Annotated in this window: 25 protein-coding genes; 9 read left to right on the top strand and 16 right to left on the bottom strand. The window is 71.6% G+C overall.

Annotated elements, in window-relative coordinates; genetic code table 11:
* The 4 genes from DW297_RS13775 to DW297_RS13760 form a co-directional block, all read right to left on the bottom strand.
* Positions 1–666 (bottom strand): class II fructose-bisphosphate aldolase (locus tag DW297_RS13775; protein ID WP_240744630.1); only part of this gene is annotated, 666 nt, incomplete at its 3' end.
* Positions 663–1,607 (bottom strand): 1-phosphofructokinase family hexose kinase, encoded by a 945-nt coding sequence (locus DW297_RS13770; RefSeq protein WP_136033338.1) that lies wholly within the window; start codon positions 1,605–1,607, stop codon positions 663–665. The genes DW297_RS13770 and DW297_RS13775, both read right to left, overlap by 4 nt.
* Positions 1,604–2,596 carry an ROK family protein gene (locus DW297_RS13765; RefSeq protein ID WP_136033336.1) on the bottom strand — a complete coding sequence of 331 codons (993 nt, stop codon included), beginning with the start codon at positions 2,594–2,596 and terminating at the stop codon, positions 1,604–1,606. Before DW297_RS13765 ends, DW297_RS13770 begins: the two co-directional genes overlap by 4 nt.
* A gap of 25 nt (positions 2,597–2,621) precedes the next feature.
* Positions 2,622–3,521 carry an SIS domain-containing protein gene (locus DW297_RS13760; protein ID WP_136033334.1) on the bottom strand — a complete coding sequence of 300 codons (900 nt, stop codon included), beginning with the start codon at positions 3,519–3,521 and terminating at the stop codon, positions 2,622–2,624.
* A 301-nt stretch (positions 3,522–3,822) separates the two neighbouring features.
* Between DW297_RS13760 and DW297_RS13755 the strand changes: the two genes are divergently transcribed.
* From DW297_RS13755 to DW297_RS13745, 3 genes are read left to right on the top strand one after another with little or no spacing between them, the layout of a single operon-like run.
* Positions 3,823–5,070 (top strand): extracellular solute-binding protein, encoded by a 1,248-nt coding sequence (locus DW297_RS13755; RefSeq protein WP_136033332.1) that lies wholly within the window; start codon positions 3,823–3,825, stop codon positions 5,068–5,070.
* A gap of 29 nt (positions 5,071–5,099) precedes the next feature.
* The gene (locus DW297_RS13750; protein ID WP_136033330.1) at positions 5,100–6,071 is read left to right on the top strand and encodes a carbohydrate ABC transporter permease; all 972 of its coding nucleotides are present in this window, start codon (positions 5,100–5,102) and stop codon (positions 6,069–6,071) included.
* A 2-nt stretch (positions 6,072–6,073) separates the two neighbouring features.
* On the top strand, positions 6,074–7,000 hold the full coding sequence (locus tag DW297_RS13745; protein ID WP_205828302.1) for a carbohydrate ABC transporter permease: 927 nt from the start codon (positions 6,074–6,076) through the stop codon (positions 6,998–7,000).
* A 15-nt stretch (positions 7,001–7,015) separates the two neighbouring features.
* On the opposite strand, the gene DW297_RS13740 is transcribed toward DW297_RS13745, so the two are convergent.
* Positions 7,016–8,182, bottom strand: coding sequence for an ROK family protein (locus tag DW297_RS13740; RefSeq protein ID WP_136033328.1), 1,167 nt, complete (start codon positions 8,180–8,182; stop codon positions 7,016–7,018).
* Between the two features lie 118 nt (positions 8,183–8,300).
* Here DW297_RS13740 and DW297_RS13735 point away from each other — a divergent pair, with 118 nt between their 5' ends.
* The 3 genes from DW297_RS13735 (at position 8,301) to DW297_RS13725 (ending at position 11,846) form a co-directional block, all read left to right on the top strand.
* Complete coding sequence (locus DW297_RS13735; protein WP_136033327.1) at positions 8,301–9,392, top strand: ROK family transcriptional regulator; 1,092 nt, start codon at positions 8,301–8,303, stop codon at positions 9,390–9,392.
* Between the two features lie 109 nt (positions 9,393–9,501).
* On the top strand, positions 9,502–10,095 hold the full coding sequence (locus DW297_RS13730) for a short chain dehydrogenase (protein ID WP_136033325.1): 594 nt from the start codon (positions 9,502–9,504) through the stop codon (positions 10,093–10,095).
* A gap of 50 nt (positions 10,096–10,145) precedes the next feature.
* On the top strand, positions 10,146–11,846 hold the full coding sequence (locus tag DW297_RS13725; protein WP_136033323.1) for a long-chain-fatty-acid--CoA ligase: 1,701 nt from the start codon (positions 10,146–10,148) through the stop codon (positions 11,844–11,846).
* Between the two features lie 2 nt (positions 11,847–11,848).
* Here DW297_RS13725 and DW297_RS13720 read toward each other — a convergent pair whose 3' ends face one another.
* Entirely contained in the window at positions 11,849–12,148 is a 300-nt protein-coding gene (locus DW297_RS13720; RefSeq protein ID WP_136033320.1) for a chorismate mutase, read from the bottom strand.
* A gap of 62 nt (positions 12,149–12,210) precedes the next feature.
* On the opposite strand from DW297_RS13720, the gene DW297_RS13715 reads away from it, so the two are divergent.
* The 3 genes from DW297_RS13715 (at position 12,211) to DW297_RS13705 (ending at position 14,526) form a co-directional block, all read left to right on the top strand.
* Positions 12,211–13,440, top strand: coding sequence for an AI-2E family transporter (locus tag DW297_RS13715; RefSeq protein WP_136033318.1), 1,230 nt, complete (start codon positions 12,211–12,213; stop codon positions 13,438–13,440).
* 220 nt (positions 13,441–13,660) lie between these two features.
* Positions 13,661–14,158: a hypothetical protein gene (locus tag DW297_RS13710; protein ID WP_136033316.1), complete on the top strand. Its 498-nt coding sequence runs from the start codon at positions 13,661–13,663 to the stop codon at positions 14,156–14,158.
* A gap of 35 nt (positions 14,159–14,193) precedes the next feature.
* On the top strand, positions 14,194–14,526 hold the full coding sequence (locus tag DW297_RS13705) for a hypothetical protein (RefSeq protein ID WP_136033314.1): 333 nt from the start codon (positions 14,194–14,196) through the stop codon (positions 14,524–14,526).
* A gap of 86 nt (positions 14,527–14,612) precedes the next feature.
* Here DW297_RS13705 and DW297_RS13700 read toward each other — a convergent pair whose 3' ends face one another.
* The 10 genes from DW297_RS13700 to DW297_RS13655 form a co-directional block, all read right to left on the bottom strand.
* The gene (locus DW297_RS13700; protein WP_136033312.1) at positions 14,613–15,530 is read right to left on the bottom strand and encodes an ABC transporter substrate-binding protein; all 918 of its coding nucleotides are present in this window, start codon (positions 15,528–15,530) and stop codon (positions 14,613–14,615) included.
* A gap of 109 nt (positions 15,531–15,639) precedes the next feature.
* A complete protein-coding gene (locus DW297_RS13695) occupies positions 15,640–16,365 on the bottom strand; it encodes an ABC transporter permease (protein WP_136033310.1) in 726 nt (241 codons plus the stop codon).
* Positions 16,362–17,054: an ABC transporter permease gene (locus DW297_RS13690; protein ID WP_136033308.1), complete on the bottom strand. Its 693-nt coding sequence runs from the start codon at positions 17,052–17,054 to the stop codon at positions 16,362–16,364. Before DW297_RS13690 ends, DW297_RS13695 begins: the two co-directional genes overlap by 4 nt.
* Positions 17,051–17,911: an ABC transporter ATP-binding protein gene (locus tag DW297_RS13685; RefSeq protein WP_136033305.1), complete on the bottom strand. Its 861-nt coding sequence runs from the start codon at positions 17,909–17,911 to the stop codon at positions 17,051–17,053. Before DW297_RS13685 ends, DW297_RS13690 begins: the two co-directional genes overlap by 4 nt.
* Positions 17,912–17,951: 40 nt before the next feature.
* Positions 17,952–18,254 carry a DUF427 domain-containing protein gene (locus DW297_RS13680; RefSeq protein ID WP_136033303.1) on the bottom strand — a complete coding sequence of 101 codons (303 nt, stop codon included), beginning with the start codon at positions 18,252–18,254 and terminating at the stop codon, positions 17,952–17,954.
* A 135-nt stretch (positions 18,255–18,389) separates the two neighbouring features.
* Positions 18,390–19,823: a dihydrolipoyl dehydrogenase family protein gene (locus tag DW297_RS13675; protein WP_136033302.1), complete on the bottom strand. Its 1,434-nt coding sequence runs from the start codon at positions 19,821–19,823 to the stop codon at positions 18,390–18,392.
* A 154-nt stretch (positions 19,824–19,977) separates the two neighbouring features.
* Positions 19,978–20,553 carry a biotin transporter BioY gene (locus DW297_RS13670; RefSeq protein ID WP_136033300.1) on the bottom strand — a complete coding sequence of 192 codons (576 nt, stop codon included), beginning with the start codon at positions 20,551–20,553 and terminating at the stop codon, positions 19,978–19,980.
* 74 nt (positions 20,554–20,627) lie between these two features.
* On the bottom strand, positions 20,628–21,539 hold the full coding sequence (locus DW297_RS13665) for an SDR family NAD(P)-dependent oxidoreductase (RefSeq protein WP_205828301.1): 912 nt from the start codon (positions 21,537–21,539) through the stop codon (positions 20,628–20,630).
* A gap of 97 nt (positions 21,540–21,636) precedes the next feature.
* The gene (locus tag DW297_RS13660) at positions 21,637–23,034 is read right to left on the bottom strand and encodes an MFS transporter (protein WP_136033298.1); all 1,398 of its coding nucleotides are present in this window, start codon (positions 23,032–23,034) and stop codon (positions 21,637–21,639) included.
* 68 nt (positions 23,035–23,102) lie between these two features.
* On the bottom strand, positions 23,103–23,828 hold a 726-nt coding region (locus tag DW297_RS13655; protein ID WP_136033296.1), incomplete at its 5' end, for a lactonase family protein.

Genomic DNA, 23,828 nt, shown 5'->3' with positions numbered 1-23,828 from the left:
GGCCTCGATGTCGGCCGGATCCTCGGCGTGCAGCACGAGGGGCACGTCCGCCCCGGCCGCCCCGGCGCCGCGCAGTGCCGCCCGCAGCCGCGCGATGAGGTCGAGGTCGAGCGACGCCGTGCGGTCGGTCATGGCGTGCGACGAGCCGACCGCCACCGCGAGGGCGTCCACCCCGGTCGCGGCCACGAAGGCCCTGGCCTCGTCGGGGTCGGTGCGCACTCCGGGTGCGTGCGCGCCGTCCTTGCCGCCCACCTCGCCCAGCTCGCCCTCCACGAACACGCCAGCCCGGTGTGCGCGCGCGGCGACCTCGGCCGTCAGCGCGACGTTCTCGTCGTAGGGCAGCGCGCCGCCGTCGAACATGACGGAGCCGAAGCCGAGCGCGACGGCCTCGTCGACCAGCTCCGGTCGTTCGGCGTGGTCGAGGTGCACCGCGACCGGTATCTCCGCCCGGCGGGCCAGCGCGAGCGAGGCGAGCGCGATGGGCTCCAGGCCGCCGTGATAGTCGGCGCAGTTCTGCGAGATCTGCAGGATCACCGGGAGTCCCGCGAGGGCGGCGGCGCGCACCAGGCCCTCCGCGGTCTCGAGGTGGATCACGTTGAACGCGCCGATGCCGGTTCCGGCGTCCGAGGCGGCGGTGACGAGTTCTCTGGCGGAGACGAGGGTCACGAGGGGTCCTTTCGAAACAGGGCGGGGTCGGGGCGGGTCACGCGCAGGTGCTGCGCGAGCGCGGTCCAGCGGGGCGAGATGTCGCCGGCGAGCGGCATGAGCACGGCCGCCGCCGACCAGGCCGTCGCGCGGCGGAGCACCGTCTCGGGGTCGCGCTCGCCCTCGGCGTACAGCACGGCGCAGGCGGCGACCCCGGCGTCGCCCGCACCGGTCGGGTTCCCCGCGAGGGGCTCGTCGAGTCGCGCGTGCACGAGCTCGTCGTCGGTCACCGCGAGCATGCCGTCGGCGCCCAGCGAGAGCAGCACGAGCTCGGCACCGCGCTCCAGCAGGGTGCGGGCGGCGTGCACCGGGTCGTCGATGCCGGTGGCTTCGGCGAGCTCGGCGGCGTTGGGCTTGAGCACGGTGGCCCCGGCGTCGGCGGCCCGCAGCAGCGCGGGGCCCGAGGTGTCGACGATCACGGGCACGCCGGCGTCACGCGCCACGGCGATCAGCATCGGCAGCAGCGCCTCGGGGGTGCCCGGCGGCACGCTGCCCGAGATCACGAGCACGCCCGCCGCGGGGAGCCGCTCGACCACCTCGGCCAGCACCGCCCCCCATTCCGCGTCGGAGGGGCTGACGCCGCGCTCGTTCACGATGGTGGTGTCGCCCGCGGATTCGTCGACGAGGGCGATGCTGCGCCGGGTCTCCGCCGCGACGGGCACGAGCACGTGCGGGACGCCGCTGGCGCTCAGCTCGTCCGCGAACTCGGCGCCCACGCGGCCGCCCGCGGTCGTGACGGCGAGCACGGGCGCGCCCTGCGCATGCGCGACCCTGGCCACGTTGAGGCCCTTGCCGCCCGCGCGCGCGGCCCCCGCGTCGGCGCGGTGGGTGCCGCCCTCCACGAGCCGGTCGACGCGCCAGGTCAGGTCGAGCGCGGGGTTGGGCGTGACGGTGAGGATCACGTCAGCTCCCTGGCCCGCAGGGCCGCACCGATCAGGCCCGCGTTGCCGGAGAGCTCGGCGGGCACGAGCACCGGCAGCCGGTGGAAGCTGAGCCGCGCGGCCAGGCGGCGCCGCAGCTCGTCGAACAGTGCTCCTCCGGCGCGCGAGAGCCCGCCGCCGATCACCACGGCCTCGGGGGCGACCACCGCGGTGAGCTGCGCGAGCGACATCGTGAGCGCGTCGAGCGCGGAGTCCCAGATCGCGGCGGCGACCTCGTCACCCGCGGCCGCCCTGGCGATCACGTCTTTCGCGCCGTCGGGCACGACCCCGGTGGCCTCCCGATAGCGCCGGGCGATCGCACCGGCCGAGGCGACGGCCTCCAGGCAGCCGCGCGCGCCGCACGGGCAGGCCGGGCCGTCGGCGATGGGCGAGTGGCCGATCTCGCCGGCGTAACCGCCCGCGGTGTACGGCCGTCCGCCCACCAGGAGGGCGCCCGCGATGCCCGTGCCGATGACGAGGATCACGGCGTCGTCGTAGGCGCGTGCTCCACCGAGGCGGTGCTCGGCCCAGCTGGCCGCGCGCACGTCGTGGTCGAACGCGACGGGCAGGCCGAGGCGTTCGCGGGCGAGGTCCCGCAGCGGGGCGTCGCGCCAGCCCATGTTGCTGGCGAACACCCCGACGCCCGCGTCGGCGTCGACGATGCCGGGCACCACGAGGCCGACCGCCTGCGGCACGACCTCGGGGTGTGCGTCGCGGAGCTCGGCGGCGAGCGCGTCCAGCCGGTCGAGGATCGCGTGCGTGCGGTCGCCGGCGACGACGGGCGTCGGGGTGCGCCGCAGCCCGAGCGCCGTGCCGTCGGCGTCGAAGAGGGCCGACTTGATGTCGGTGCCGCCCACGTCGAACGCGAGCGCCGGGGCACCGGGGCCGAGCGAGCGCACCGCGGCGAGGGTCTCGCCGGAGGCGTCCTTCTCGACGTCGGGGATCGCGTCCGCTCCGTCGATCGGGGTCATCGTTCGGCTCCGGTGCGTGCGCGGGTCATGCATCCAGGATGACGGATCGCGTGAGGTTGCGCGGCTGATCGGGGTCGAGTCCCCGCGCGAGGGCACGGTCGAGGGCCGTGCGGTGCAGGCGCACGAGGTCGGCGAGGGGGTCGATGGCGCGGTGCTCGAAGCGGGCGCCCGTGGCACGCACCTCGTCGGCGAGCCCGTCGGGGGCGTCGCCGAACTGCCAGGTGACACGGCCGGGGGCGGCGATCGCGATCGGGCCGTGGCGGTAGTCCATCGACGGGTAGGCCTCGGTCCACGACTGCGACGACTCGCGCAGCTTGAGGGCGGCCTCGTGCGCGAGCCCGATGGTCCAGCCCCGTCCGAGGAACGTGTACTGCTCCGCGTCACGCAGCTCGGCGTCGACCTCGGGCTCGGCGAGCACGGCGGTCGCGTCGGCGATCGCCCCGCTCAGGTCTTCCCCGAGCGAGGCGCGGAAGAGGGCGAGGGCCGTGGTGGCGAAGCGGGTCTGCACGACCGACTGCTCGTCGGCGAACGGCAGCAGCACGGCGTCGTCGACGAGCGAGACCAGCGGGGAGTCGGGGTCGCCGATGACGCCCACGGTGCGCACGCGTCCGCGCACGCGCTCGACCAGGTCGAGGACCTCGCTCGTGGTGCCGGACCGCGTGAGGGCGACGATGGCGTCGTAGCCGCGGTCGACGAAGGCCTCGGAGGCGGCGAACGCGTCGGTCTCCCCGTGTCCCGAGGACTCGCGCAGCGCGGCGTAGGACTGCGCCATGAACCAGGAGGTGCCGCATCCGACGACCGCGACCCTGGCCCCGCGGGCGGGCAGCCGCCCCTGCTCGGCGGTGAGATCGGCGGCGCGCTGCCACATCTCCGGCTGCGAGAGGAGTTCTTCGCGCATGTGCGCGCCGGGCAGGTTTTCGGTCATCGGTCGACCCTTTCAGACGAGTAGTTGCGTATTTGTGATTCTTTCGGGTGCTTTTCGATCATAGTATGTCACCACCATCGAGCAAGATCGGGCGAACGCTTGATTTTGTTTGTTTGCCTGACAAATAATCTGTACGTTCCACCCAAGCTTCGGCTTGACCCGAGAGGTCGCCCTCACCGCGATCGATCACCACGCACCGTCGCGTGAAGAGTGTTCTGCGACTGTGCACCACCCCCGCTCCGTCGGACGGCGGCTCGCCCGCCCACCGACCACGGCACACACAGTGAGGAATGCAATGCCCATGAAGAAATCACTGCGGTTCGGGGCGGCTGCCGTCGCGGCCGTCGCCACGCTGTCGCTCGCCTCGTGCGGATTCGGCGGTTCGGGCGGCGACAGCGGCGGGGACGCCGACGGCAAGACCACGCTCGACCTGCTCGTCCCCAGCTACTCCGACGCGACGAAGGGGCTGTGGGAAGACGTGATCGACGGGTTCGAGAAGGAGAACCCCGACATCGACGTGAAGCTCGAAGTGCAGTCGTGGGACAACCTCGAGAAGGTCATCTCCACCAAGATCCAGGCGGGCGAGGCTCCCGACATCTACAACGGCGGGCCGTTCGCCGGGTTCGTCGGCGACGAGCTGCTCTACCCGGTCAAGGACGTCGTGTCGGACGAGGTCTACTCCGACTTCCAGGACTCCTTCATCAAGAACGCCGAGATCGACGGCACGGCCTACGCCCTGCCGCTCATCGCCTCCGCGCGCGCCCTCTTCGTCAACAACACCCTGCTGCAGCAGGCGGGGGTCGAGGCGCCCACCAACTGGGACGAGCTGCTCGACGCGGCCACCAAGGTCTCCGCGCTCGGCGGCGGGGTCGCCGGATACGGCATGCCCCTCGGCTCGGAAGAGGCACAGGCCGAGGCGGCCGTGTGGCTGTGGGGCGGCGGCGGCTCGTTCGGTGACGCGTCCGAGATCACGATCGACACCCCCGAGAACCTCGTCGGTGCCGAGCAGATCAAGAAGATGATCGACGCCGGTGCGACCCAGGCCGACCCGGGCTCCACGCAGCGCTCCCCGCTGATGGACATCTTCATCCAGGGCAAGATCGGCATGCAGGTCGGCCTGCCGCCCACGGTCGGGCAGATCGCCGACAGCAACCCCGAGCTGGACTACTCGATCGTCCCGATCCCGACCAAGGACGGCTCGCCGTTCACGCTCGGCGTCATGGACCAGCTGATGGCGTTCCAGAACGACGACGACAAGAAGGACGCGATCACCAAGTTCTTCGACTACTACTACGCTCCCGACGTGTACGTGCCGTGGGTGCAGGCCGAGGGCTTCCTGCCCGTCACCAAGTCCGGCGCCGAGAAGCTGTCCGGCGAGGAGGCGCTCAAGCCGTTCCTCGACGTGCTGCCCGACGCGCAGTTCTACCCGTCGACGAACCCGAAGTGGTCGGCCGCCGACGGTGCGTTCAAGTCGCTGTTCGGTCAGCTCCAGTCGAAGCCGGCACAGGACGTGCTGACCGAGATCCAGGCGCAGGTCGACGCGGGCTGACCCGCAGAACGGAGAGGTTCGGGTATCCCATGAGCCAGACCACAGAATCCTCGAACCTCGCGGGGGCGGCGACCGGCCGCCCCCGCACCCCCGACGCCGGGGCCGCCGGTCGCGGCCGCCCCGGCGGACGGGACCTCCTCCAGGCGCTGCCCTGGATCGCACCGGCACTGGTGCTCATCATCGGCGTGGTGCTGTTCCCCGCCGGCGTCATGTTCTTCAACTCGACGCGCGACATCTCCCTCTCCGGGCTCGACAAGGGCTCGGTCGGCGTCGACAACTTCGTCACCGTGTTCACGTTCGCGGAGTTCTGGCCCATCTTCTTCCGCACGATCGTGTGGGTCGTGTCGGTGGTCGCGCTCACCGTGGTGATCTCGCTCGGGCTCGCGCAGATCCTCAACAAGGCGTTCCCCGGGCGCCAGCTCGTGCGCATGGCCGTCATCGTGCCGTGGGCGGCCTCGGTCGTGATGACGACCATGGTGTTCTACTACAGCCTCGAGCCGTACTTCGGCATCTTCAACAAGTTCCTCTACGACATCGGGCTCTCCGACGACGCGGTCGGCTACGGGTGGACGAAGAACCCCGCGACCGCGTTCACCTGGTCGATCGTGATCGCCGTGTTCGTGTCGCTGCCGTTCACCACGTACACGATCCTCGCCGGGTTGCAGGCCGTGCCCGCCGACGCGATCGAGGCCGCGAAGATGGACGGCGCCGGTCCCGCCCGCACCTACTGGTCGATCGTGCTGCCGCAGCTGCGCAGCGCCCTCGCCGTGGCGATCCTCATCAACATCATCAACGTGTTCAACTCGCTGCCGATCCTCAAGGTGATGACCGGGTCGATCCCCGGCTACGGCGCCGACACGATCATGACCCTGATCTTCAAGTACATCGAGCTGCAGAAGAAGGTCGACGTCGCCAGCGCCCTGTCCGTCGTCGCCTTCCTCATCGTGATCGTGATCGTCGCGGCGTACGTGAAGATCGTCAAGCCCATGAAGGAGGTCTGATCATGACCGTGACCGAGACCGCCCTCGTGACCACCGCCGACTCCCGTGGTCGCCGCACCCCGCCGATCCCCGGCCGTCGGCGCCGCTACACCGCCGACCAGGTGTCGCTGCCGCGCGTGATCCTGCGCACGGCCGCGGGGTTCCTCGTGCTGGCGATCTTCGTGCTGCCGTACCTCGTGATGTTCTTCGGCTCGGTGAAGACCAAGGCGCAGATCCGCTCGGTCGACCCGACCTACCTCCCGACCGAGTGGCACTGGGAGAACTACCTCACGATGTGGTCGACGCCCGAGACGCCGCTGCCGTACAACCTGGTGTCGACGATCGTCATCTCGGTGTTCGCGACGCTGCTCGTGCTGCTGGTGTCGCTCCCGGCCGCGTACTACACGGCGCGGTTCACGTTCCCCGGCCGCATGGTGTTCCTCTTCCTCGTGATCGTCACGCAGATGCTGCAGCCGGCGGTGCTCACGTCGGGTCTGTTCCGGCAGTTCACCACGCTCGGCCTCGGCGGCACGTGGGCCGCGATGATCTTCATCAACGCCGCGTTCAACCTGTCGTTCGCGGTGTGGATCATGCACTCCTTCTTCGCGGGCATCCCCAAGGAGGTCGATGAGGCGGCACAGATCGACGGCGCAGGACGCCTGACGGTGCTCTTCCGCATCAACCTGCCGCTCGTGTGGCCGGGCATCGTCACCGCGATCGTGTTCACCTTCGTGGCCTGCTGGAACGAGTTCGCCGCGTCGCTCGTGATCCTGTCGACCGACAAGAACCAGCCGCTGTCGGTGGCGCTGACGAAGTTCGTGGGTCAGTACGAGACCAGCTGGCAGTACGTGTTCGGCGTCTCGATCGTCGCGATCCTGCCGGTGATCATCCTGTTCATGCTGATCGAGAAGCGCCTGGTCGGCGGCCTCACCGCGGGCAGCGTGAAGTAGCCCGCGCGGGCGGTTTCAGGGGCGAGGGGCGGCGGCGGCGCGCAGCTGCTGCGGACTCCAGCGCACCCCGAGCGCGGCGGTGAGCGCGGCCTGCGCGGCACCGGCGGAGAGCGGGACCCGGGGGTCGGCGTAGCGGATGGGCGGCTGCTGGGTGCCCCGCGCCGGATAGCCGGACTCCTCCCGCACGCGCTCCAGGAACCGGGGTCCCAGCTCGGTCGCCGGTCCGCCGATCACGACCTCGATCGGGTCGAGCAGGGCGCTGATCAGCTTGACCGCACGGGCGAGCGCACGGGCACCCTCGTCGATCTGCCCCTGGTGGGCGCGGGCGACGAGGGCGCGCACGGCCGGGAGGTCGAGCTCGTCGGTGAAGTCCTCGCCCAGCATGGGCCCGAGCGCGGCGGCGGACTCCAGGCACCCGCGCTGGCCGCACCGGCACGGGCGCGCGGCGTCTCCGAACACGACCTGCACGTGCCCGATCTCGCCCGCACGGTCGCGCGGCCCCGGGGCGAGCTCGCCGTCGAGGGTGACCGCCGCACCGACTCCGCCGCCGAGGTGCACGAACAGCCGGTAGCCCGACGGCGTCTCGTCCATCCCGGCCTCGGCGATGGCCTCCGCGTCGACGTCGTTGAGCAGCAGCACGGGCGCGCCCGCGATGGCCTCGAACCGCTCGGCCAGCGGCACGTCCTGCCACTCCAGCTGCACGCTCTCCAGCACCGTCCGCCCGTCGGTGGTGCCGGGCAGCTGCACGCCGACGGCGAGGAGCCGGGCGCCGAAGCGGGCCGCCGCCTCGGCCACCGTGTCGTCGAGCACGCGGTCGCGCGTCGCGGGGGTGTAGGCGACCGTGCGTGCGTCGAGCGCGGTCCCGTCGAGCGCGACGAGGGCGACGTGCGCGCTGGTGGGCTGCACGACGAGCACGAGGATCAGGTGGTGGGCGCCGTCGACGCTCAGGGTGGTGGCGCGTTTGCCGCCGGTGCTGACGGCCTGCTCGCCCTCGACCACCAGCCGGCTGTCGATCAGCTCGGCGACGAGCGAGGAGGAGGTGGCGGCGGTGAGCCCGGTCGCCCGGGCGATGCCGGCGCGGGTCTGGGTGCCAGACGCCTGGAACACGAGCTGCAGGGCTCGGCGCAGGTTCGCACGGCGGACGGCGGCCTGGGTGTCCAGCGCGTCGTCGGTGGTGAACATGCTCACGGTCCCCCGGGGGTGGGTGCGGTGATTGACAGCGCGCACGGCGCTCCGTACGCTCGACCCAGTTAGTTTATTCATTAAACTTAGTCGTCCGGGCGGAGCGGGGAGGAACGACGTGCACTACCCCCAGATCCTAGAGCGCCCCGGCGACCGGGCACGAGTCTCGGCACCCACCCACGCGCGCGCCATCCGTGAGCGCAACCGCGCCCTCGTGCTGCGCACCCTCATGGAGCACGCGGCGGCGAGCCGCGCCGACCTGTCCCGCCTCACCGGGCTCGCCCGGCCCACGATCTCCGAGGTCGTGCGCGACCTGCTCGACGACGGCGTGATCCGCGAGAGCGGCATGAGCCAGGACGCCCGTCCGGGGAAGCCGGCCGTCATGCTCGAGTTCGACCAGCGCGCCGTGCAGGTGATCGCCCTCGACCTCAGCACTCCCGGACGGATCACCGGCGCCCTCGCGACCCCCGACGGCCGCATCGACCACCGTGCCGACCTCGCGCTGGACGACGCGGATCCGGCCACCGCGATCGCCGCCCTCGCCGTCGACCTGGCCGGGCGTGCGAGCAGCGCCCCGCTCGGCATCGGCATCGGCGCCCCGTCCGGATCGCCCGCTCTCCTCGGCCTCGGGCCGCGTCTGGCCGACGACCTCGCCCTGCCCGTGCACGTGTTCGACGACGCCGACCTGGTCGCCGACGCGGAGCTGCGGTTCGGCGCGGTCGGCACCGACTTCCTGCTCGTGCGCCTCGGCGGTCGCATCGGCACCGCGATCCGGGTGGTGGGCGACGACGGCGCGCCCGTCGAGCGGTCGATCGGCGCCCGCGAGCTCGCCCACGTCGTCGCCGGCGGAGACCCCGGCGACCGCTGCCTGTGCGGACGCGACGGCTGCGTGCACGCGTGGGCGTCGACGCCCGCGCTGCGCCGCCGTCTCGACGAGCCCGGCGCAGACCGAGACGCGGTGCTCGCCGAGGCCGGGGCGCGACTGGGCACCTCGCTCTCCGTGATCGCCGCGGCCGTCGACCTTCCGTCGATCCTGCTGAGCGGACCGTCCGACATCGCCACACCCGCGTTCGTCGAGGCCACGGCGACCGCGGTCCGCGCGGCGTCGCACCCCTCGCTCGGGCCCGCGGTCGCCTCCAGCACGCTCGACGACGCGGTGCTGCGCGGGGCCGCCGCCCGCGTGGTCGCTGCAGCGTTCAGCCCCCGCTGAGCCCGTCCCGCCGACACCCTGGCCCTCGCGGACCCTCCCGTCGCGAAGGGTGCAAGACTCGAGCGGTGCGCGTCTGCGCGCGGAAGCAAGCGACCCCACGGAGGCACCCATGAAGGCACTGGTGATCGGCGCGACCGGCAGCATCGGCGGCGTGGTGGCCGCGACCCTGGAGACCCGCGGCCACGAGGTGATCCGCGCTTCCCGCAGCGGCGATGAGCGCGTGGACGTGACCGACCCGTCGTCGATCCGGGAGCTGTTCGCGCGCGTCGGACGCGTCGATGCGGTCGTGGTGGCGGTCGGCTCCGTGCCGTTCCGGCCGCTCGGCGACCTGAGCCGCGACGACTACCTCGCGGCGTTCACGGGCAAGACGCTCGCCCAGCTCGACGTGGTGCGCGAGGCCCTTCCCGTCGTCGCCGACGGCGGCTCGATCACGCTGACCAGCGGGGTGCTCGCCCGGGAGCCCATCGCCACCGGCGCCGCCGCCGCGATGGCCAACGGCGCCCTGGAGTCGTTCGTGCTCACCGCCGCCGCCGAGGCACCGCGCGGCATCCGCATCAACGCGGTCTCCCCCGACGTGCTCGCCAACTCCCCCGGCTACTTCGACAGCTTCCCCGGCCACCGCCCCGTCACCGACGAGGAGGTGGGTCGCGCCTACGTGCGCGCCGTCGAGGGCGTCATCACCGGACGTGTGCTCGCGGTCTGACCCCCGTCAAGGGGGCCGCGCCATGCGCGCGCGTGACGCAGGATGAGAACATGACCGACTCCCGTCTCTCGACCCGCCCCTGGCTCGCCGCGTACGCGGAGGGCGTCCCCGCCGAGATCGACGAGCCGACACAGACGCTGCCGCAGATGATGACGGCGAGCGTCCGCCGGTACGGCCGCCGTCCCGCGCTGGAGTTCTTCGGCGCGGTGACGACCTACCGCGAGCTCGGCGCGCAGATCGACCACGCGGCGGAGGGTCTGCGGCGCCTCGGGGTGAGCGCCGGCGACCGGGTCGCCCTCGTGCTGCCCAACTGCCCGCAGCATGTGGTCGCGTTCTACGCCGTGCTCCGCCTGGGCGCCATCGTCGTCGAGCACAACCCGCTCTACACCGCCCGCGAGCTGCGCCACCAGTTCGAGGACCACGGCGCCCGCGTCGCGATCGTGTGGGACAAGGTCGCCGACACGATCGACGGCTTCCCCGACGACGTGCGCGTCGACCACATCGTGAGCGTCGACATCACGACCGCGATGCCGTGGTCGAAGCGGTTCCTGCTCCGACTGCCCCTTCCGAAGGCCAGGGAGTCGCGGGCCAAGCTCACCGCCGCACCGCGCGCACGCCACGTACGGCCGTGGAAGGGGCTCCTCGGTCACGGCCGCATCTCCCGCCGCGTGCCGGCGCCCGCACTCGGCGACACCGCGCTGCTGCAGTACACGAGCGGGACGACGGGCACCCCGAAGGGGGCGATCCTCAGTCATGCGAACCTCCGCGCGAACGCGATGCAGGGTCGCGCCTGGGTGCCGGGACTGCGCGACGGGGAGGAGACGTTCTACGCCGTGCTGCCGCTGTTCCACGCCTACGGCATGACGCTGTGCCTCACCTTCGCGCTCAGCATCGGCGCGACCGTGGTGCTGTTCCCCACGTTCGACCTGGGCCTGGTGACGACGGCCGCCCGCACGCGCCCGCCCACGTTCCTGCCGGCCGTGCCGCCCATCTACGACCAGCTCGCCCGGGCGGCCGGACGCGGCACCATCGACCTGTCCCGCGTGCGCTTCGCGATATCCGGGGCGATGAGCCTGCCCGTCGCGACCGTGCGGCGCTGGGAGGACGCGACCGGAGGACTGCTCGTGGAGGGGTACGGCATGACCGAGGCGTCTCCCGTCGCGCTCGGCAACCCCATGGGACCCACGCGACGACCGGGCACCGTCGGCGTGCCGTTCCCCAGCACCGAGATCCGGCTCGTCGACCCCGACGACCCGGAGAAGGACGTCCCCGCCGGCGAGCGCGGGGAGCTCTTGATCCGCGGTCCCCAGGTGTTCCAGGGGTACTGGCAGCGCCCCGGCGAGACGGCCGAGGCCCTCCTCCCGGGCGGTTGGCTGCGCTCGGGCGACATCGCCGAGGTCTCGCCCGACGGGTTCGTGACGATCGTGGACCGCCGCAAGGAGCTCATCATCACGGGCGGCTTCAACGTGTCGCCCAGCGAGGTGGAGGATGCGCTCGACGCCCACCCCGATGTCGTGGCGGCCGCGGTCGTGGGCCTGCCGCGGTCGAGCGGCGGTGAGGAGGTCGCGGCGGCCGTGGTGTTCCGTGAGGGTGCGGTGCCGGACGTTGAGGCGCTGCGCGACTTCTGCCGCACCCGGCTGACCGCCTACAAGGTGCCGCGCCGGATCGTCGCGGTGGATGAGCTCCCGCGGTCCCTCATCGGCAAGGTGCTGCGGCGCGAGGTGCGCGACCGGATGCTGCGGGACCGCTGAGGTCAGCGGCTCTCGGCGGCCTCGGTGTGGTGGCGGATGACCTCGGCGACCACGAAGTTGAACCACTTCTCCGCGAACTCGGGGTCGAGGTGCGCCTCTTCGGCGAGCGCGCGCAGCCGGGCGACCTGCTGCTCCTCGCGCTTCGGGTCGGACGGGGGCATCGCGTGCTCGGCCTTGAGGTGCCCCACCTGCTGCGTGGCGCGGAACCGCTCGGCCAGCATGAAGATCAGCGCCGCATCGATGTTGTCGATGGTGGCGCGCAGACGGAGCAGCTCGGCCTTCGGATCCTCTACGGCGGTCATCCCCCCACTCTAGGGGCGAGGGGCACCCCTGACCGGCGGGGGTCCAGCGCTATCGTGTGCACATGAGCAACGACGAGTCGCCGGCCCCCGCCTCCCACGACGACGCGCTCCCGCAGCCCTCGGACGCGGCCCCGGCACCCGTCGATGCCGCGCTCCCCGGACCGCCCGACGCCGCGGCTCCCGCGACCACCGCGACCCCGCCGCGTCCGGTGGTGATCGAGCCGACCACACCCAGCCGCTCGTTCTGGACACGCATCGACCGGCCGTTCGTGTTCGGCTTCCTGGTCACCCTGGGCGGTCTCGGCGCGTTCGTGATCGGCCTCGCCCTGTGGAACCTGTCCACCGTGCTCATCTACATCGCGCTCGCCCTGTTCGGCGCGCTCGGCCTCGATCCGGCGGTGCGCTTCCTGGAACGGCGCGGCCTCTCCCGGGCCATCGCCGTCGTCATCACGATCGTCGCCCTCATCGTGGTCTTCGGTCTGGTGCTGTGGATGATCATCCCGATCGTCGTCGACCAGATCGCCGAGTTCGTCCGGTCCGTCCCCGGCATGGTCCAGGACTTCACCGGAACCGACCTCTACAAGACCCTCAACGACCAGTTCGGCGACCAGTTCCAAGACCTCGTCGGCGAGGTGCAGAGCTTCCTGTCCGACATCGGCAACCTCGCCACCATCGGCGGCGGAGCCCTCGCGGTGGGCGCCTCGATCGCCTCCGGCATCTCCGGCGCGATCGTGGTGCTGGTGCTGACGCTCTACTTCCTCGCGACGCTCCCGGCCATGAAGCAGGGTCTGCTGCGCCTGGCGCCCGCGCGCGACCGGGACCGCGCGAGCGACATCAGCGAGCAGATCACCGACTCCGTGGGCGGCTACGTGATGGGCATGGTCGTGCTGGCGTTCTGCAACGCGACCCTCGCCCTCATCCTGTACGCGGTGCTCGGCCTGCCGTTCCCGCCGCTCATGGCCGCGATCGCGTTCTGCGTGACGCTCATCCCCCTCGTCGGCTCTGTGCTCTTCTGGATCATCGGCACGGGACTCGCGCTGTTCACCAACCCGATCGCGGCGCTGATCTTCGCCGCGATCTACCTCGTCTACATGCAGATCGAGGCGTATGTGCTCACCCCGCGGGTCATGAACCGCGCCGTGGCCGTGCCCGGCTCGCTCGTGGTCATCGGGGCGCTGGCCGGCGGCACACTGCTCGGTCTGCTCGGCGCCCTGGTCGCTGTGCCCGTGACCGCGTCGATCCTCATCATCATCAAGCAGGTCCTGGTTCCCCGCCAGGACGCCCGCACCTAGCCTCGACGGTCGGCGGGTGTCATCCGGCTCGATGCAGTCGAGACCAGCCATCGACTGTGCGGCACGGCGATGTGCGGCTACCACAGCACTCGGACGTGCGGAACTCGATGCGGTTATTCCAGGGATACGGAGTTGAACGCGGATCCGGTCCCGAGCGAGCATCGCGTGGAATCGGTGCGAGTGCGCCATTGGCGGGGTTCAACGGAGAACGGAGACCGTCATGCGAAAGAAGAAGTATCTCGGATACAGTGCCGCCGTCGCGGCGCTCGCGTTGGGAGGGATTGCAATCGGTCAGGCTGCGGAAGCATCCGTCTATCGATACACCGTAATTGGTAAGACCTCGAGCACTTATGTCCGCGGAGCCCAGATCGGCGCTTGCCAGATTACGACGGACGGTGGCACCTGCACTGTTTCTCAAGGTAAGACCGCAACGCGCAGTATCCAGCTGAGTCTCGGCGCCAGTCGCGCGGAAGTTTCTGCGGGGTTGAGCATCAGTTCGTCGAACGCCGTGACAACATCAGTAAGTTGCACGTCGCCGGCGCTCAAAGCAGGACAGATCTGGCGGGCACGCGCACTTGGCACCCAGTATCACTATCGGCTTCAGAAGCAGCAGGGGTACAAGCCAAGAGTCGGACCTACTCGTTGGCAGACAGTAGGAACCAGCGAAGCATTGACTGCTTACGATCCCTATAGCACGGTCATCTCTTGCGGTCTGTGAAACAAGGCGCGGCAAGGCTCGGAGGTCTGGCGGCGGTGGCGGTTCTCCTGAGTGGGTGCACGGCGACCGCTCTGGACGCCAGCGATGTCGTGGGGAAGACGTTGGCCGAGGTGACCGCGGCCGTCCCTCACGACGCCGAGTTCCTCATCCAGGACGCATCACCCAGGATCGGAGAGGCGGCTTCGTTCTCTCAGGACCAACCAGGGAAGTCGTGGACGGTGGTGGCCAGCTGCGCCGACGCCGAGAGCATCCCGGACGCGAAGTCCGTGGAGGTCGCCGTCATCCCGACGAAGAAGTTCGATGCCGATGCTGCCGCCTCCGGGAAGTTCGACGATGCCGTGAGTTGCGACGGCAGGGACTATCGCTGATCAACCGTCGCGTCGAACGTCGACTCACGCACGCACACGAAAGCGCCCGGCCCCGCGAGGGACCGGGCGCTTCCGTCGAGCTCAGCTCAGGCGAGGTCGTTGTCGGCCAGCCACTGCTTCGCGATCTCCTCCGCCGACTTCTTGTCGACCGTGCTCTGCACGTTGAGGGCCACGAGCTCCTCGGCCGTCAGCTTCTCGCTGATGCCGTTGATCACGTCGGCGATCTCGTCGGCCACATCGCTCGACGCGATCGGCACGACGTTGGACGCCAGGATGATGTTCTCCGGGTCTTCCAGCGACACGATGTCCTCGGTCTGGAAAGCCGGGTCGGCCGAGTAGATGTCGGCCACCTGGATCTCACCGGCCAGCAGCGACTCGAGCGTGGTCGGGCCCGTGGCCGAGAACGCCAGGTCCACGCCGTAGACCTCCTTGGCCTTCGCGGGGCCGTAGGGGCGCTGCTCGAACTCCGGCGCCGCGCCGATCGTGACCGGGGTGGTGACCTTCGACAGGTCGGCGATCGTGGTGAGGCCGTTCTCCTCCGCGAAGCTCTTCAGCACCGTGTAGGTGTCCTGATCGGTCGCCTCGGCGTAGTCGAGGGCGGTGAGGCCGTCGGGCAGGGTCTCCTGCAGCGCGGCGTAGACGTCTTCCGGGCTGGTGGCGGTGGCGTCCTTGTCGAGGTACTCGAGCAGGTTGCCCGTGTACTCCGGGAACAGGTCGATCGCGCCGGACTCCACGTCGGGCATGTAGGCGTCGCGCTGACCGATGCTGAACTTGCGCTCGACGGTGAAGTCGGCCGCCTCCAGCGCCTGGGCGTAGATCTCGGCGATGATCTCGTTCGAGTAGTACGCCTGCGAGCCGATCACGATGGTGTCGCTGCCACCCGAACCGGAGTCCTCCGTGGGGGTGTCGAGCGGGTTGCTGCTGGTGCAGCCGGCGAGGACGAGCGCTGCGGCGATCGCGGCGCCGCCGGCGAGGGCGAAGCGGGACGTGCGTGCGGTGAACATGGGACTTCCTCTTCTCTGGGACCTGCGGATGCTGTGGTTCGGACGGATGCTGTGGTTCGGACGGATGCTGTGGTTCGGACGGATGCTGCGGCCTCGGTGGCGCTGTGGTTCAGGCGGTCGCCGGAGCGGGCGCGGCGACGGGCGCCTTGGCCCGGCGACGCTGCGGACGGGTGCGCACGCCGCGCGGGACGGCGGCGTGCTGCGCGAGGGCGAGCAGGAGGTCGACGATGAGGGCGAGCACCGCGACGAGGATCGCGCCGCCGAGCACCTGATCGAAGCGGCGCAGGGGGATGCCCTGGATGATCGGCCAGCCGAGACCGCCCAGGTTCACGTAGGCGGCGATCGTGACCGTGGCGATGACCTGCAGGAGCGCCGAGCGCAGGCCGCCGACGAGCAGCGAGAGCCCGAGCGGCACCTCGACCTTCCAGAACACCTGCCACTCGGTCATGCCCATGGCCCGCGCCGCGTCGAGCACCCGGCGGTCGATGGCCTCGAGTCCGGTGTACGCGCCCGCCAGCAGCGACGGGATCGCGAGCAGCACGAACGTGATGATCGCCGCGAGCGGGGTGCGCAGCACGCCCAGCAGCAGCACCAGGAGCACCATGAGGCCGAACGACGGGATGGCGCGCGCCGCCCCCGAGACCGCGACGGCGATCTCCCGACCGCGACCCGTGTGCCCGATCAGCCACCCGAGCGGCACGGCGATGACCGCGGCGATCACGACCGAGACGACCGTGTAGAAGATGTGCTGCCCGAACAGCACCGGCAGCGAGTACGCGCCCTGCCAGCGGTCGGGCGAGAACAGCCACGCGAAGGCCTCCGCGAACAGGTTCATGCGGCCGATCCGATCGCCGCCGTGCGGCCGACCGCCGCCTTCGTCGCCGTCTTGGTGACCGCTCTCGTCCAGGGCATGAGCGCCCTGCCGACCAGGAGGAGCAGCAGGTCGACGATCAGGGCGATCACGACGACCGCGACCACGCCCGCGAAGACCTCCTCGATGATGCGGCGCTGCAGACCGTCGGTGAACAGGTACCCGAGGTTGCGCACGCCGATCAGGATGCCGACCGTGGCGAGCGAGATCGTGCTGACGGCCGTGACCCGCAGCCCCGCAAGGATCACCGGGCCGGCGAGCGGGAACTCGACCGCCCAGAAACGACGGAACGGTGCGAAACCGGTCGCGGTGGCGGCCTGCCGCACGTCGTCGTCCACCGAGTCGAGGCCGTCGGCGACCGCGCGCACCAGGATGGCGACCGCGTAGATCGTGAGGGCGATCACCAGGTTCGGCTCGCTGATCGCGGAGTAGCCCAGCACCGCGGGCAGGAGGATCAGCAGCGCGAGCGAGGGGATCGTGTACAGCAGGCCCGTGAGCGCGATGATCGGGCCGCGCACCAGGCGGTAGCGCCAGGCCACCCACCCGAGCGGCAGCGACAGCACGAAACCGAGCACGATCGGCACGACGCTCTGCCGCAGATGCGCGACGGTGAGGTCGAGGATCAGGCCGAGGTTGTCGACCGCCCAGTTCACGGGGCCGCCTTCGCCGCGGCCGCCTCGTCGACCACGTCGTCGGGGGCGTCGACGATCGCGCCCTGGGTGCGGCCCTCGGAGTCGACCACGACCGTGCCGCGCGGCGTCTGCTTGAGGTGCAGCGCCCGGCGGCCACGGTCGGCGCCGATGAACGCGGAGACGAACTCGTCGGCCGGATTCTCGATGATCTCGCTCGGGCTGCCCACCTGCACGACCCTGGCGCCCTTGTCGAGGATGACCACCTGGTCGCCCAGCAGGAACGCCTCGTCGATGTCGTGCGTGACGAACACGACCGTCTTGTCGAGCTCGTGCTGAAGCCGCAGCGTCTCCTGCTGGAGGTCGGCGCGCACGATGGGATCGACCGCGCCGAAGGGCTCGTCCATCAGGAGGATGTTCGGGTCGGCGGCGAGACCGCGGGCCACGCCGACGCGCTGCTGCTGCCCGCCCGAGAGCTGGCTCGGGTAGCGGTCGGCCAGAGCGTGGTCGAGGCCGACCGTGGTCATCAGCTCGCGCGCCCGCTCGTGCGCCTCCTTGCGCTTCACGCCGTTCAAGCGCAGCACGGTGGAGACGTTGTCGATCACGCTGAAGTGCGGCATGAGGCCGGAGTTCTGCATGACGTAGCCGATGCGGCGGCGCAGGGCCACCGGGTCGCCGGCGAGCACGCTCTCCCCGTCGATCTCGACCTCCCCCGACGTGGGCTCGACCATGCGGTTGATCATGCGCAGCAGCGTGGTCTTGCCGCAGCCGGACGAACCGACGAACACGGTGGTCTTGCGCGACGGGAGCACCAGGCTGAAGTCGTTCACCGCGAGCGTCCCGTCGGGGAAGCGCTTGGTGACGTTGCGGAACTCGATCATGAGGGGTTCTCTCCGACGGTCGTGCGGGCGAGGGCGCGGCTCAGGCCGACACCTCGACGCCCGGGGCGAAGGCGACGTAGCCCGAGAAGTCTTTTCCGACGCGGTCGAACGCCGACGGGTACGGGTGCGGGTACGACCAGGCGAGATCCTTGTGCAGCTCTCCGTCGGCCTCGATGGAGTAGTACTGGCACTCGCCCTTCCACGGACACGTGTACGGCGTGGGGCTCTCGACGAGCACGTCGGGCGATACGGATGCGGGCGGGAAGTACCAATTGCCCTCGATGCGGATGAGGTCGTCCTGTGCGGCCTCGGCGATCACGGTTCCTGCGAGTACAGCCTTCATGGTCCTGCCTCCTCGGATGTGGGTTCGAGCGTATAAGACGCGTCCGACATCGGGTGATGCCTTGCGCGCGGGGTCGTCAATATGAGAAACAATCCGGATCGTGTTCGGTGCGGTCGCGGGATCGGATTGCCCGGCTCACGCCGAGTCGCGCCCGTAGCCCTCCAAGAGTCGTAGCCAGATCTCGCTGATGGTCGGGTACGAGGGCACCGCGTGCCACAGGCGCGCGATGGGCACCTCGCCCACGATCGCGACGGTCGCGGCCTGCACGAGCTCCGCCACCTCCGGGCCGACGAAGGTCGCCCCGATCACGACGTCGCGGTCGGTGTCGATCACGAGTCGCGCCTGCCCGGCGAACCCGTCCTCGTACAGGCTCGCGCCGGCGACCCACCCGAGGTCGTAGTCCACGACCTGCACGGCCGTGCCCGCCTCGCGCGCCGCGGCCTCGGTGAGTCCGACGGAGCCGACCTCCGGGATGGAGAAGGTGACCTGGGGGACCGCGGCGTGATCGGCCGTCGCGGCGTGCCGGCCCCACGGGGCGTCGTCGACCTCGCCGCCGTTCGCCCTGGCCGCGATCACGTCGCCCGCCGCCCGCGCCTGGTACTTGCCCTGGTGGGTCAGCAGCACCCGCCCGTTCACGTCGCCGACCGCGTACAGCCAGTCCACCCCGGGCACCCGCAGCGTGTCGTCGGTCTCGATCCAGAGTCCGGGTTCGAGCCCCACGACCTCCAGGCCGATATCGGCGCTGCGCGGCGAACGGCCGGTCGCGACGAGCACCTCGGCGGCCGTGACCTCCTCGCCGCTGTCGAGCGTGATGGTCACGCCGTCGTCGCCGCGGCGCACCGCCGTGGTGCCGGTGTTCGTGCGCACGTCGACGCCGAGCTCCTCGAGGCCGGCCGTTACGCGCTGCCCCGCGAACGGCTCCATGCCGCCCAGCAGCCCGCTGCGCGCGAGCAGGGTCACGCGCGAGCCGAGAGCGGCGTACGCCGTGGCCATCTCGACCGCGACGACACCGCCGCCGATCACCGCGAGGCTCTCCGGCAGCTCTTCGGCGCTGGTGGCCTCGCGACTCGTCCACGGGGACGCCTCGCGGAGCCCGTCGATCGGCGGGATCACGGCGTCGGAGCCCGTGCTGATCGCGACCGCGTGCCGGGCCCGCAGCACCCGGGTGGCGCCGTCGGCGTCGGTCACGGTGACCTCGCGCTCGCCCGTGAGACGCCCGTGGCCGCGCGCCAGGTCGATGCCGGCCGACCGCAGCCACGACACCTGCCCGTCGTCCGACCAGTTGCTCGTGAAGCCGTCGCGGCGCTCGAACACTGCCCGCACGTCGAGCGTGCCGGTCACCGCCTGCGACGCCCCGGCCACGTGCTGCGCCGCCCGCAGCGCCTGCGCCGAGCGCAGCAGCGCCTTCGACGGCATGCACGCCCAGTAGGAGCACTCGCCGCCCACCAGTTCGCTCTCCACGATGATGGCGGTGAGCCCGCCCTGCACGGCCCTGTCGGCGACGTTCTCGCCCACCGGTCCCGCACCCACCACGATCAGGTCGTACTCGTCGGTCTTGTCGGCAGTCATGCGTCGCACCTCTCCGTCGCCCGTGTCAGGCAAGTCTTGCTCATGACGAACGTCGAGTCACGGGCGCGTTGTTCCCGCCGCGCCGAAACTCCCCGGAGCACTCCGGTCGCGTCGGCAGGCGACGGCGACCGGAGCGTCGGAGCGGGAGGCGGCGTCAGGCGACGGCGGCGCGCTCGCGCGCGTCCGCGAACGCCCGCGGGTACGCCCGGCGCAGCGCCACCACGATCAGCGTGGCCGCGGCGACCTTGATCAGATCGCCGGGGAGGAACGCGAGGGCCGACAGCGCCGTGAGGTCGAGCGGCACTCCCGTGACGAGGGCCTGCACGGGGATGCCGAACGCGTACACCACGAGCACGCCGCCGACGAGCGCGGAGAGTGCGACACGCCACCACGCCGGGCGACCGGTGCGCAGGAGGAGCCCGATCACGACGACGCCCGCGATCCAGCCGAGCATGTACCCCGCGGTCGGCCCCACGAACACGCCGACGCCGCCGCGTCCGCCCGCGAGCACCGGCAGGCCGATCGCGGCGAGCGCGAGCACGACCAGGATCGACAGCGGGGCGACGCGCGGCCCGAGGACGAGTCCGGCGAGCATCACGCCGAGGGTCTGCGCGGTGATCGGTACCCCGCCGGGCAGCGGCACGACGACCGTGCCGAGCACGATGATGAGGGCGGCGAAGACGGCGATGCGGCCGAGCGTCGCACCGGTGTCGCGGGAGGTGGGGGTCATCGGGTGTCCTTCCTGAACGGTGTTCACCTGAACACCGTTCAACAGAGTAGGGAGGCCGATGCCCTCCGCGCAAATCACTCCGCGTCGGGAACGAGCACGACCTTCCCGCGCTGACGGCGATGCTGGATGGCGTCGTGCGCGGCGGCGGCATCGGTCAACCGGAACACGTCGGCGGGCGGGTCGACCCGCCCGTCGGCCACGGCCGCGAGGGCCGCCGTCTCGAGCGCCCGGAGGTCGGCGATGGCCCGCCCCAGCGGCACGGTCACGGTGAGCGAGTTCTGCACGATGTCGTCGCCGTCGACACGGAGGAGTTCGCCGCTCGACCATCCGATGATCACGACGCGGGAGCCGCGCCCGAGCGACTCGAGCGCCGCGCGTCCCGTCGGACCCCCGACCCCGTCGAGCAGGACCGTCGGCACCGCGCCGTCCAGGAGGCCGGTCAGACGATCCGGCCACGCGTCGTCGGTCGCATCGAGCGGCAGCAGGCGCGCGGCGGAGTGCTCGACCCGACGCCCGAGCTGCGCCACCACCGCGCGCTTCGCCTCGCCACCGTAGAGCGCGACCACGGTCGCCCCGACCGAGAGCGCGAGCTGCGCGACCTGGCTGCCCAGTCCGCCCGAGGCACCGGTGACCAGGACCACGTCGTCCGCGCCGATCTGCGCCGCCTGCCACACGAGCTGCGCCGTGCGCCCGCTGCCGATCGCCGCAACCGCCTGCGGGAACGGCACGTGCGCGGGCACCGGGTGGAGCGCAGCAGCCGCCGCGACGCGGATGCGCACCTCGCCCTCGCCGGGCTCCGGTACCGGCACCCGCTCGATCCGCAGCACGTCGGACTCGCCGAACTCGCGCTGCACGATCGCCGCCATCGTCGCCACCGGCGCCGCGCCGTCTCCACCCCGCCGAGCGGCCGTCGTCTCCACACCCGTCACGTTCCCGCCCCTCACATCCGTGCCCGTCGTGCCCGTGCCCGTGCCCGTACCCGTCATGTCTGCACTCCTCCCGCTTCCGCCTGCCATCGCTTCTCCCGCTCTCCTCGATCCCGCGCATCCCGGATCCGCCGTGCGGAGGATCCGGGTCGCCAGATCACGCGCGCGCCTCCGTGCTGGCACCCCCGGCGCGAACCCTCGGCGCGAGCATCGCCGCTGCCAGCGCGAGCAGCGCCGCCAGCGCGAACACACCGAGGAAGGGATCGGCGGCGGCCAGCGCGAGGAAGACCATGCTCGTCACCGCGAGGGCCAGCGCGCTGCCGAACGAGTCGGCCACCGTCATCGCACCGCTGTTGAACCCCTGCGTCTCCGGGGTCGACAGGGCGAGGGTGAGCGCGCTCGACCGCGGACTCATCAGGCCCATCCCCGCCCCCGCCACCACCCAGGCGGCCGCGATCAGCACCGCGTCCGCCTCGAACGCGGTGATCGCGACCGTCAGCAGGATCCCCCCGAGCACGAGAGCCGTCCCGAGGCGCACCGCGGTCACGCTCGACAGCCGCATGCCCATCCGCCCCTGCACGGTCGCGGCGAGCGACCACGCGAGGGCGCCGCCGGTGAGCGCGAGCCCGGCGACCGTCGGCGTCAGGGCGTAGCGGTCGGTGAGCAGATACGGCAGATAGATCTGCGCACCGAAGAACGCGGCAGCGGCGAGACCGCGCACCAGGATCACCGACGGCAGGCCGCGCACGGCCCGCAAGGTGCCGCGCGGGACCAGGGGTCGCACGGCGATGAGCGCCACGACGACCGCGACGACGGCCAGCGCCGGGCCGACGCCGGGCACGTCGCCCACCAGGTTCAGGGCGAGCACCGCGACCGCCGCCAGCACCGACCAGCCGAGCCGGGCGACCGCCCACGGCGTCGCCGCGTCGCCCTCGTTCGACAGCCCCCGCAGCGCCGGCACGATCATCAGCAGCGCGACGAGCACGAGCACGACGACGCCGAGGAAGACCCAGTGCCAGCTCCACAGCTCGGTCACCGCGCCCGCGATCGTGGGGCCGATCAGCGAGGGGATCACCCACGCAGCGGCGAACCCGGCGAAGATCGCGGGGTGCAGCGCCTGCGGGTAGACCCGGGCGACCACCACGTACAGCGCCACCATGAGCCCGCCGCTGCCCAGGCCCTGCGCGAACCGGCCCGCGACCAGCACCTCCATGCTCGGCGCGAGTCCCGCGATCAGGAGGCCGACCACGAACAGCACGATCGAGGAGTACAGCGGGGCGACCGGACCGCGTCGATCCGCCCAGTTGCCCGCCGCGACCATGCCGATCACGCTCGTGGCGAGCGGTCCGGCGAAGGCGAGCGCATACAGCCGCTCGCCGTCGAGGTCGGCGCTCACGGCGGGCATCACCGTCGTCACCGCCAGCGACTCGAACGCGCCGAGGAACACCAGGGCGCACGCGCCGATCGTGATCCACACGTACTCGCCGCCGAGGATGCGGGGGGTGGGTGGCGTGGGTGGCGTGGACGGCGCGGCGCGCCCGGTCTCGGTGGTCATGAGGTCGACCGTAGAACCTCAAGTTTCCTTGAGGTCAAGCGGATGACGCGCATCCGCGACGCATCGGCTCAGCGCAGCGGGAGGATGCTCGTGGGCGCCGGGGCCTGCGCCTCATGCCGCACGCCGAGCGGAGCACCCGTGCGCTCCTCGAGGTCGAGCAGCGTCACCGTGTCGGAGCGCTGCCCGGCGACGAGCAGCTTGCCCTGATACACGAGGTGATGGCGCGGCCAGTCGACTCCGGAATCGGCGAGCGCCACCGGCTCCAGCGCCTCCCCGCTGCCGCGCACACGCAGCGCCGCGATCGTGTTGCTGCCGCGCAGCGCCGTGTACAGGAACTGCCCGTCGCGCGTGCGGGCGAGCTCGGCGGGGAAGTCACTGCCGACCTGCGCCACCGGGCTCGCGGTCGTCGCCGACACCACGCTCCAGGTGCCGTCGGCCGCCGCCGCCAGGGTGAACACCTCGCACGAGTACTCCGTGACCACGTGCAGGTGCCCGCTCGGATGCACGACCATATGACGCGGTCCCGTGCCCTGCGGCAGCACGACCTCCTGGTCGAGCGTCAGCCCGCTGCCGGTCAACCGCCAGAACCGCACCAGGTCGAAACCGAGATCGGTCGTGACCACGCGGCCGTCGGGCAGGAACGCGGCCGAGTGCGCGTGCGAGGCGCGGTCCGGTCCGCCGTAGGGGTCGGTCGCGGCCACACCGTCGCCCGCGGGGGTCGCGGGGGCGGCGTCGGGGTCGCCCTCGCCAAACAGCGCCGCGCGCAGTGCCGCCGCCGCATCCTCCTTCGCCGG

The organism is Microbacterium sp. PF5, from assembly GCF_004794315.1.
In the GTDB taxonomy this organism is placed as follows: domain Bacteria; phylum Actinomycetota; class Actinomycetes; order Actinomycetales; family Microbacteriaceae; genus Microbacterium; species Microbacterium sufflavum.
Note: the sequence above shows the minus strand (reverse complement) of the source record. Positions and strands in the feature narration are given on the sequence as shown.

Bases quoted from the DNA above. Each gene is read 5' to 3' on its own strand.
- DW297_RS13765 (WP_136033336.1), bottom strand. From the start codon at position 2,596: ATGACCCCGATCGACGGAGCGGACGCGATCCCCGACGTCGAGAAGGAC.
- DW297_RS13760 (WP_136033334.1), bottom strand. From the start codon at position 3,521: ATGACCGAAAACCTGCCCGGCGCGCACATGCGCGAAGAACTCCTCTCG.
- DW297_RS13755 (WP_136033332.1), top strand. From the start codon at position 3,823: ATGAAGAAATCACTGCGGTTCGGGGCGGCTGCCGTCGCGGCCGTCGCC.
- DW297_RS13750 (WP_136033330.1), top strand. From the start codon at position 5,100: ATGAGCCAGACCACAGAATCCTCGAACCTCGCGGGGGCGGCGACCGGC.
- DW297_RS13745 (WP_205828302.1), top strand. From the start codon at position 6,074: ATGACCGTGACCGAGACCGCCCTCGTGACCACCGCCGACTCCCGTGGT.
- DW297_RS13740 (WP_136033328.1), bottom strand. From the start codon at position 8,182: ATGTTCACCACCGACGACGCGCTGGACACCCAGGCCGCCGTCCGCCGT.
- DW297_RS13730 (WP_136033325.1), top strand. From the start codon at position 9,502: ATGAAGGCACTGGTGATCGGCGCGACCGGCAGCATCGGCGGCGTGGTG.
- DW297_RS13725 (WP_136033323.1), top strand. From the start codon at position 10,146: ATGACCGACTCCCGTCTCTCGACCCGCCCCTGGCTCGCCGCGTACGCG.
- DW297_RS13720 (WP_136033320.1), bottom strand. From the start codon at position 12,148: ATGACCGCCGTAGAGGATCCGAAGGCCGAGCTGCTCCGTCTGCGCGCC.
- DW297_RS13715 (WP_136033318.1), top strand. From the start codon at position 12,211: ATGAGCAACGACGAGTCGCCGGCCCCCGCCTCCCACGACGACGCGCTC.
- DW297_RS13710 (WP_136033316.1), top strand. From the start codon at position 13,661: ATGCGAAAGAAGAAGTATCTCGGATACAGTGCCGCCGTCGCGGCGCTC.
- DW297_RS13700 (WP_136033312.1), bottom strand. From the start codon at position 15,530: ATGTTCACCGCACGCACGTCCCGCTTCGCCCTCGCCGGCGGCGCCGCG.
- DW297_RS13695 (WP_136033310.1), bottom strand. From the start codon at position 16,365: ATGAACCTGTTCGCGGAGGCCTTCGCGTGGCTGTTCTCGCCCGACCGC.
- DW297_RS13685 (WP_136033305.1), bottom strand. From the start codon at position 17,911: ATGATCGAGTTCCGCAACGTCACCAAGCGCTTCCCCGACGGGACGCTC.
- DW297_RS13680 (WP_136033303.1), bottom strand. From the start codon at position 18,254: ATGAAGGCTGTACTCGCAGGAACCGTGATCGCCGAGGCCGCACAGGAC.
- DW297_RS13675 (WP_136033302.1), bottom strand. From the start codon at position 19,823: ATGACTGCCGACAAGACCGACGAGTACGACCTGATCGTGGTGGGTGCG.
- DW297_RS13670 (WP_136033300.1), bottom strand. From the start codon at position 20,553: ATGACCCCCACCTCCCGCGACACCGGTGCGACGCTCGGCCGCATCGCC.
- DW297_RS13665 (WP_205828301.1), bottom strand. From the start codon at position 21,539: ATGACGGGTACGGGCACGGGCACGGGCACGACGGGCACGGATGTGAGG.
- DW297_RS13660 (WP_136033298.1), bottom strand. From the start codon at position 23,034: ATGACCACCGAGACCGGGCGCGCCGCGCCGTCCACGCCACCCACGCCA.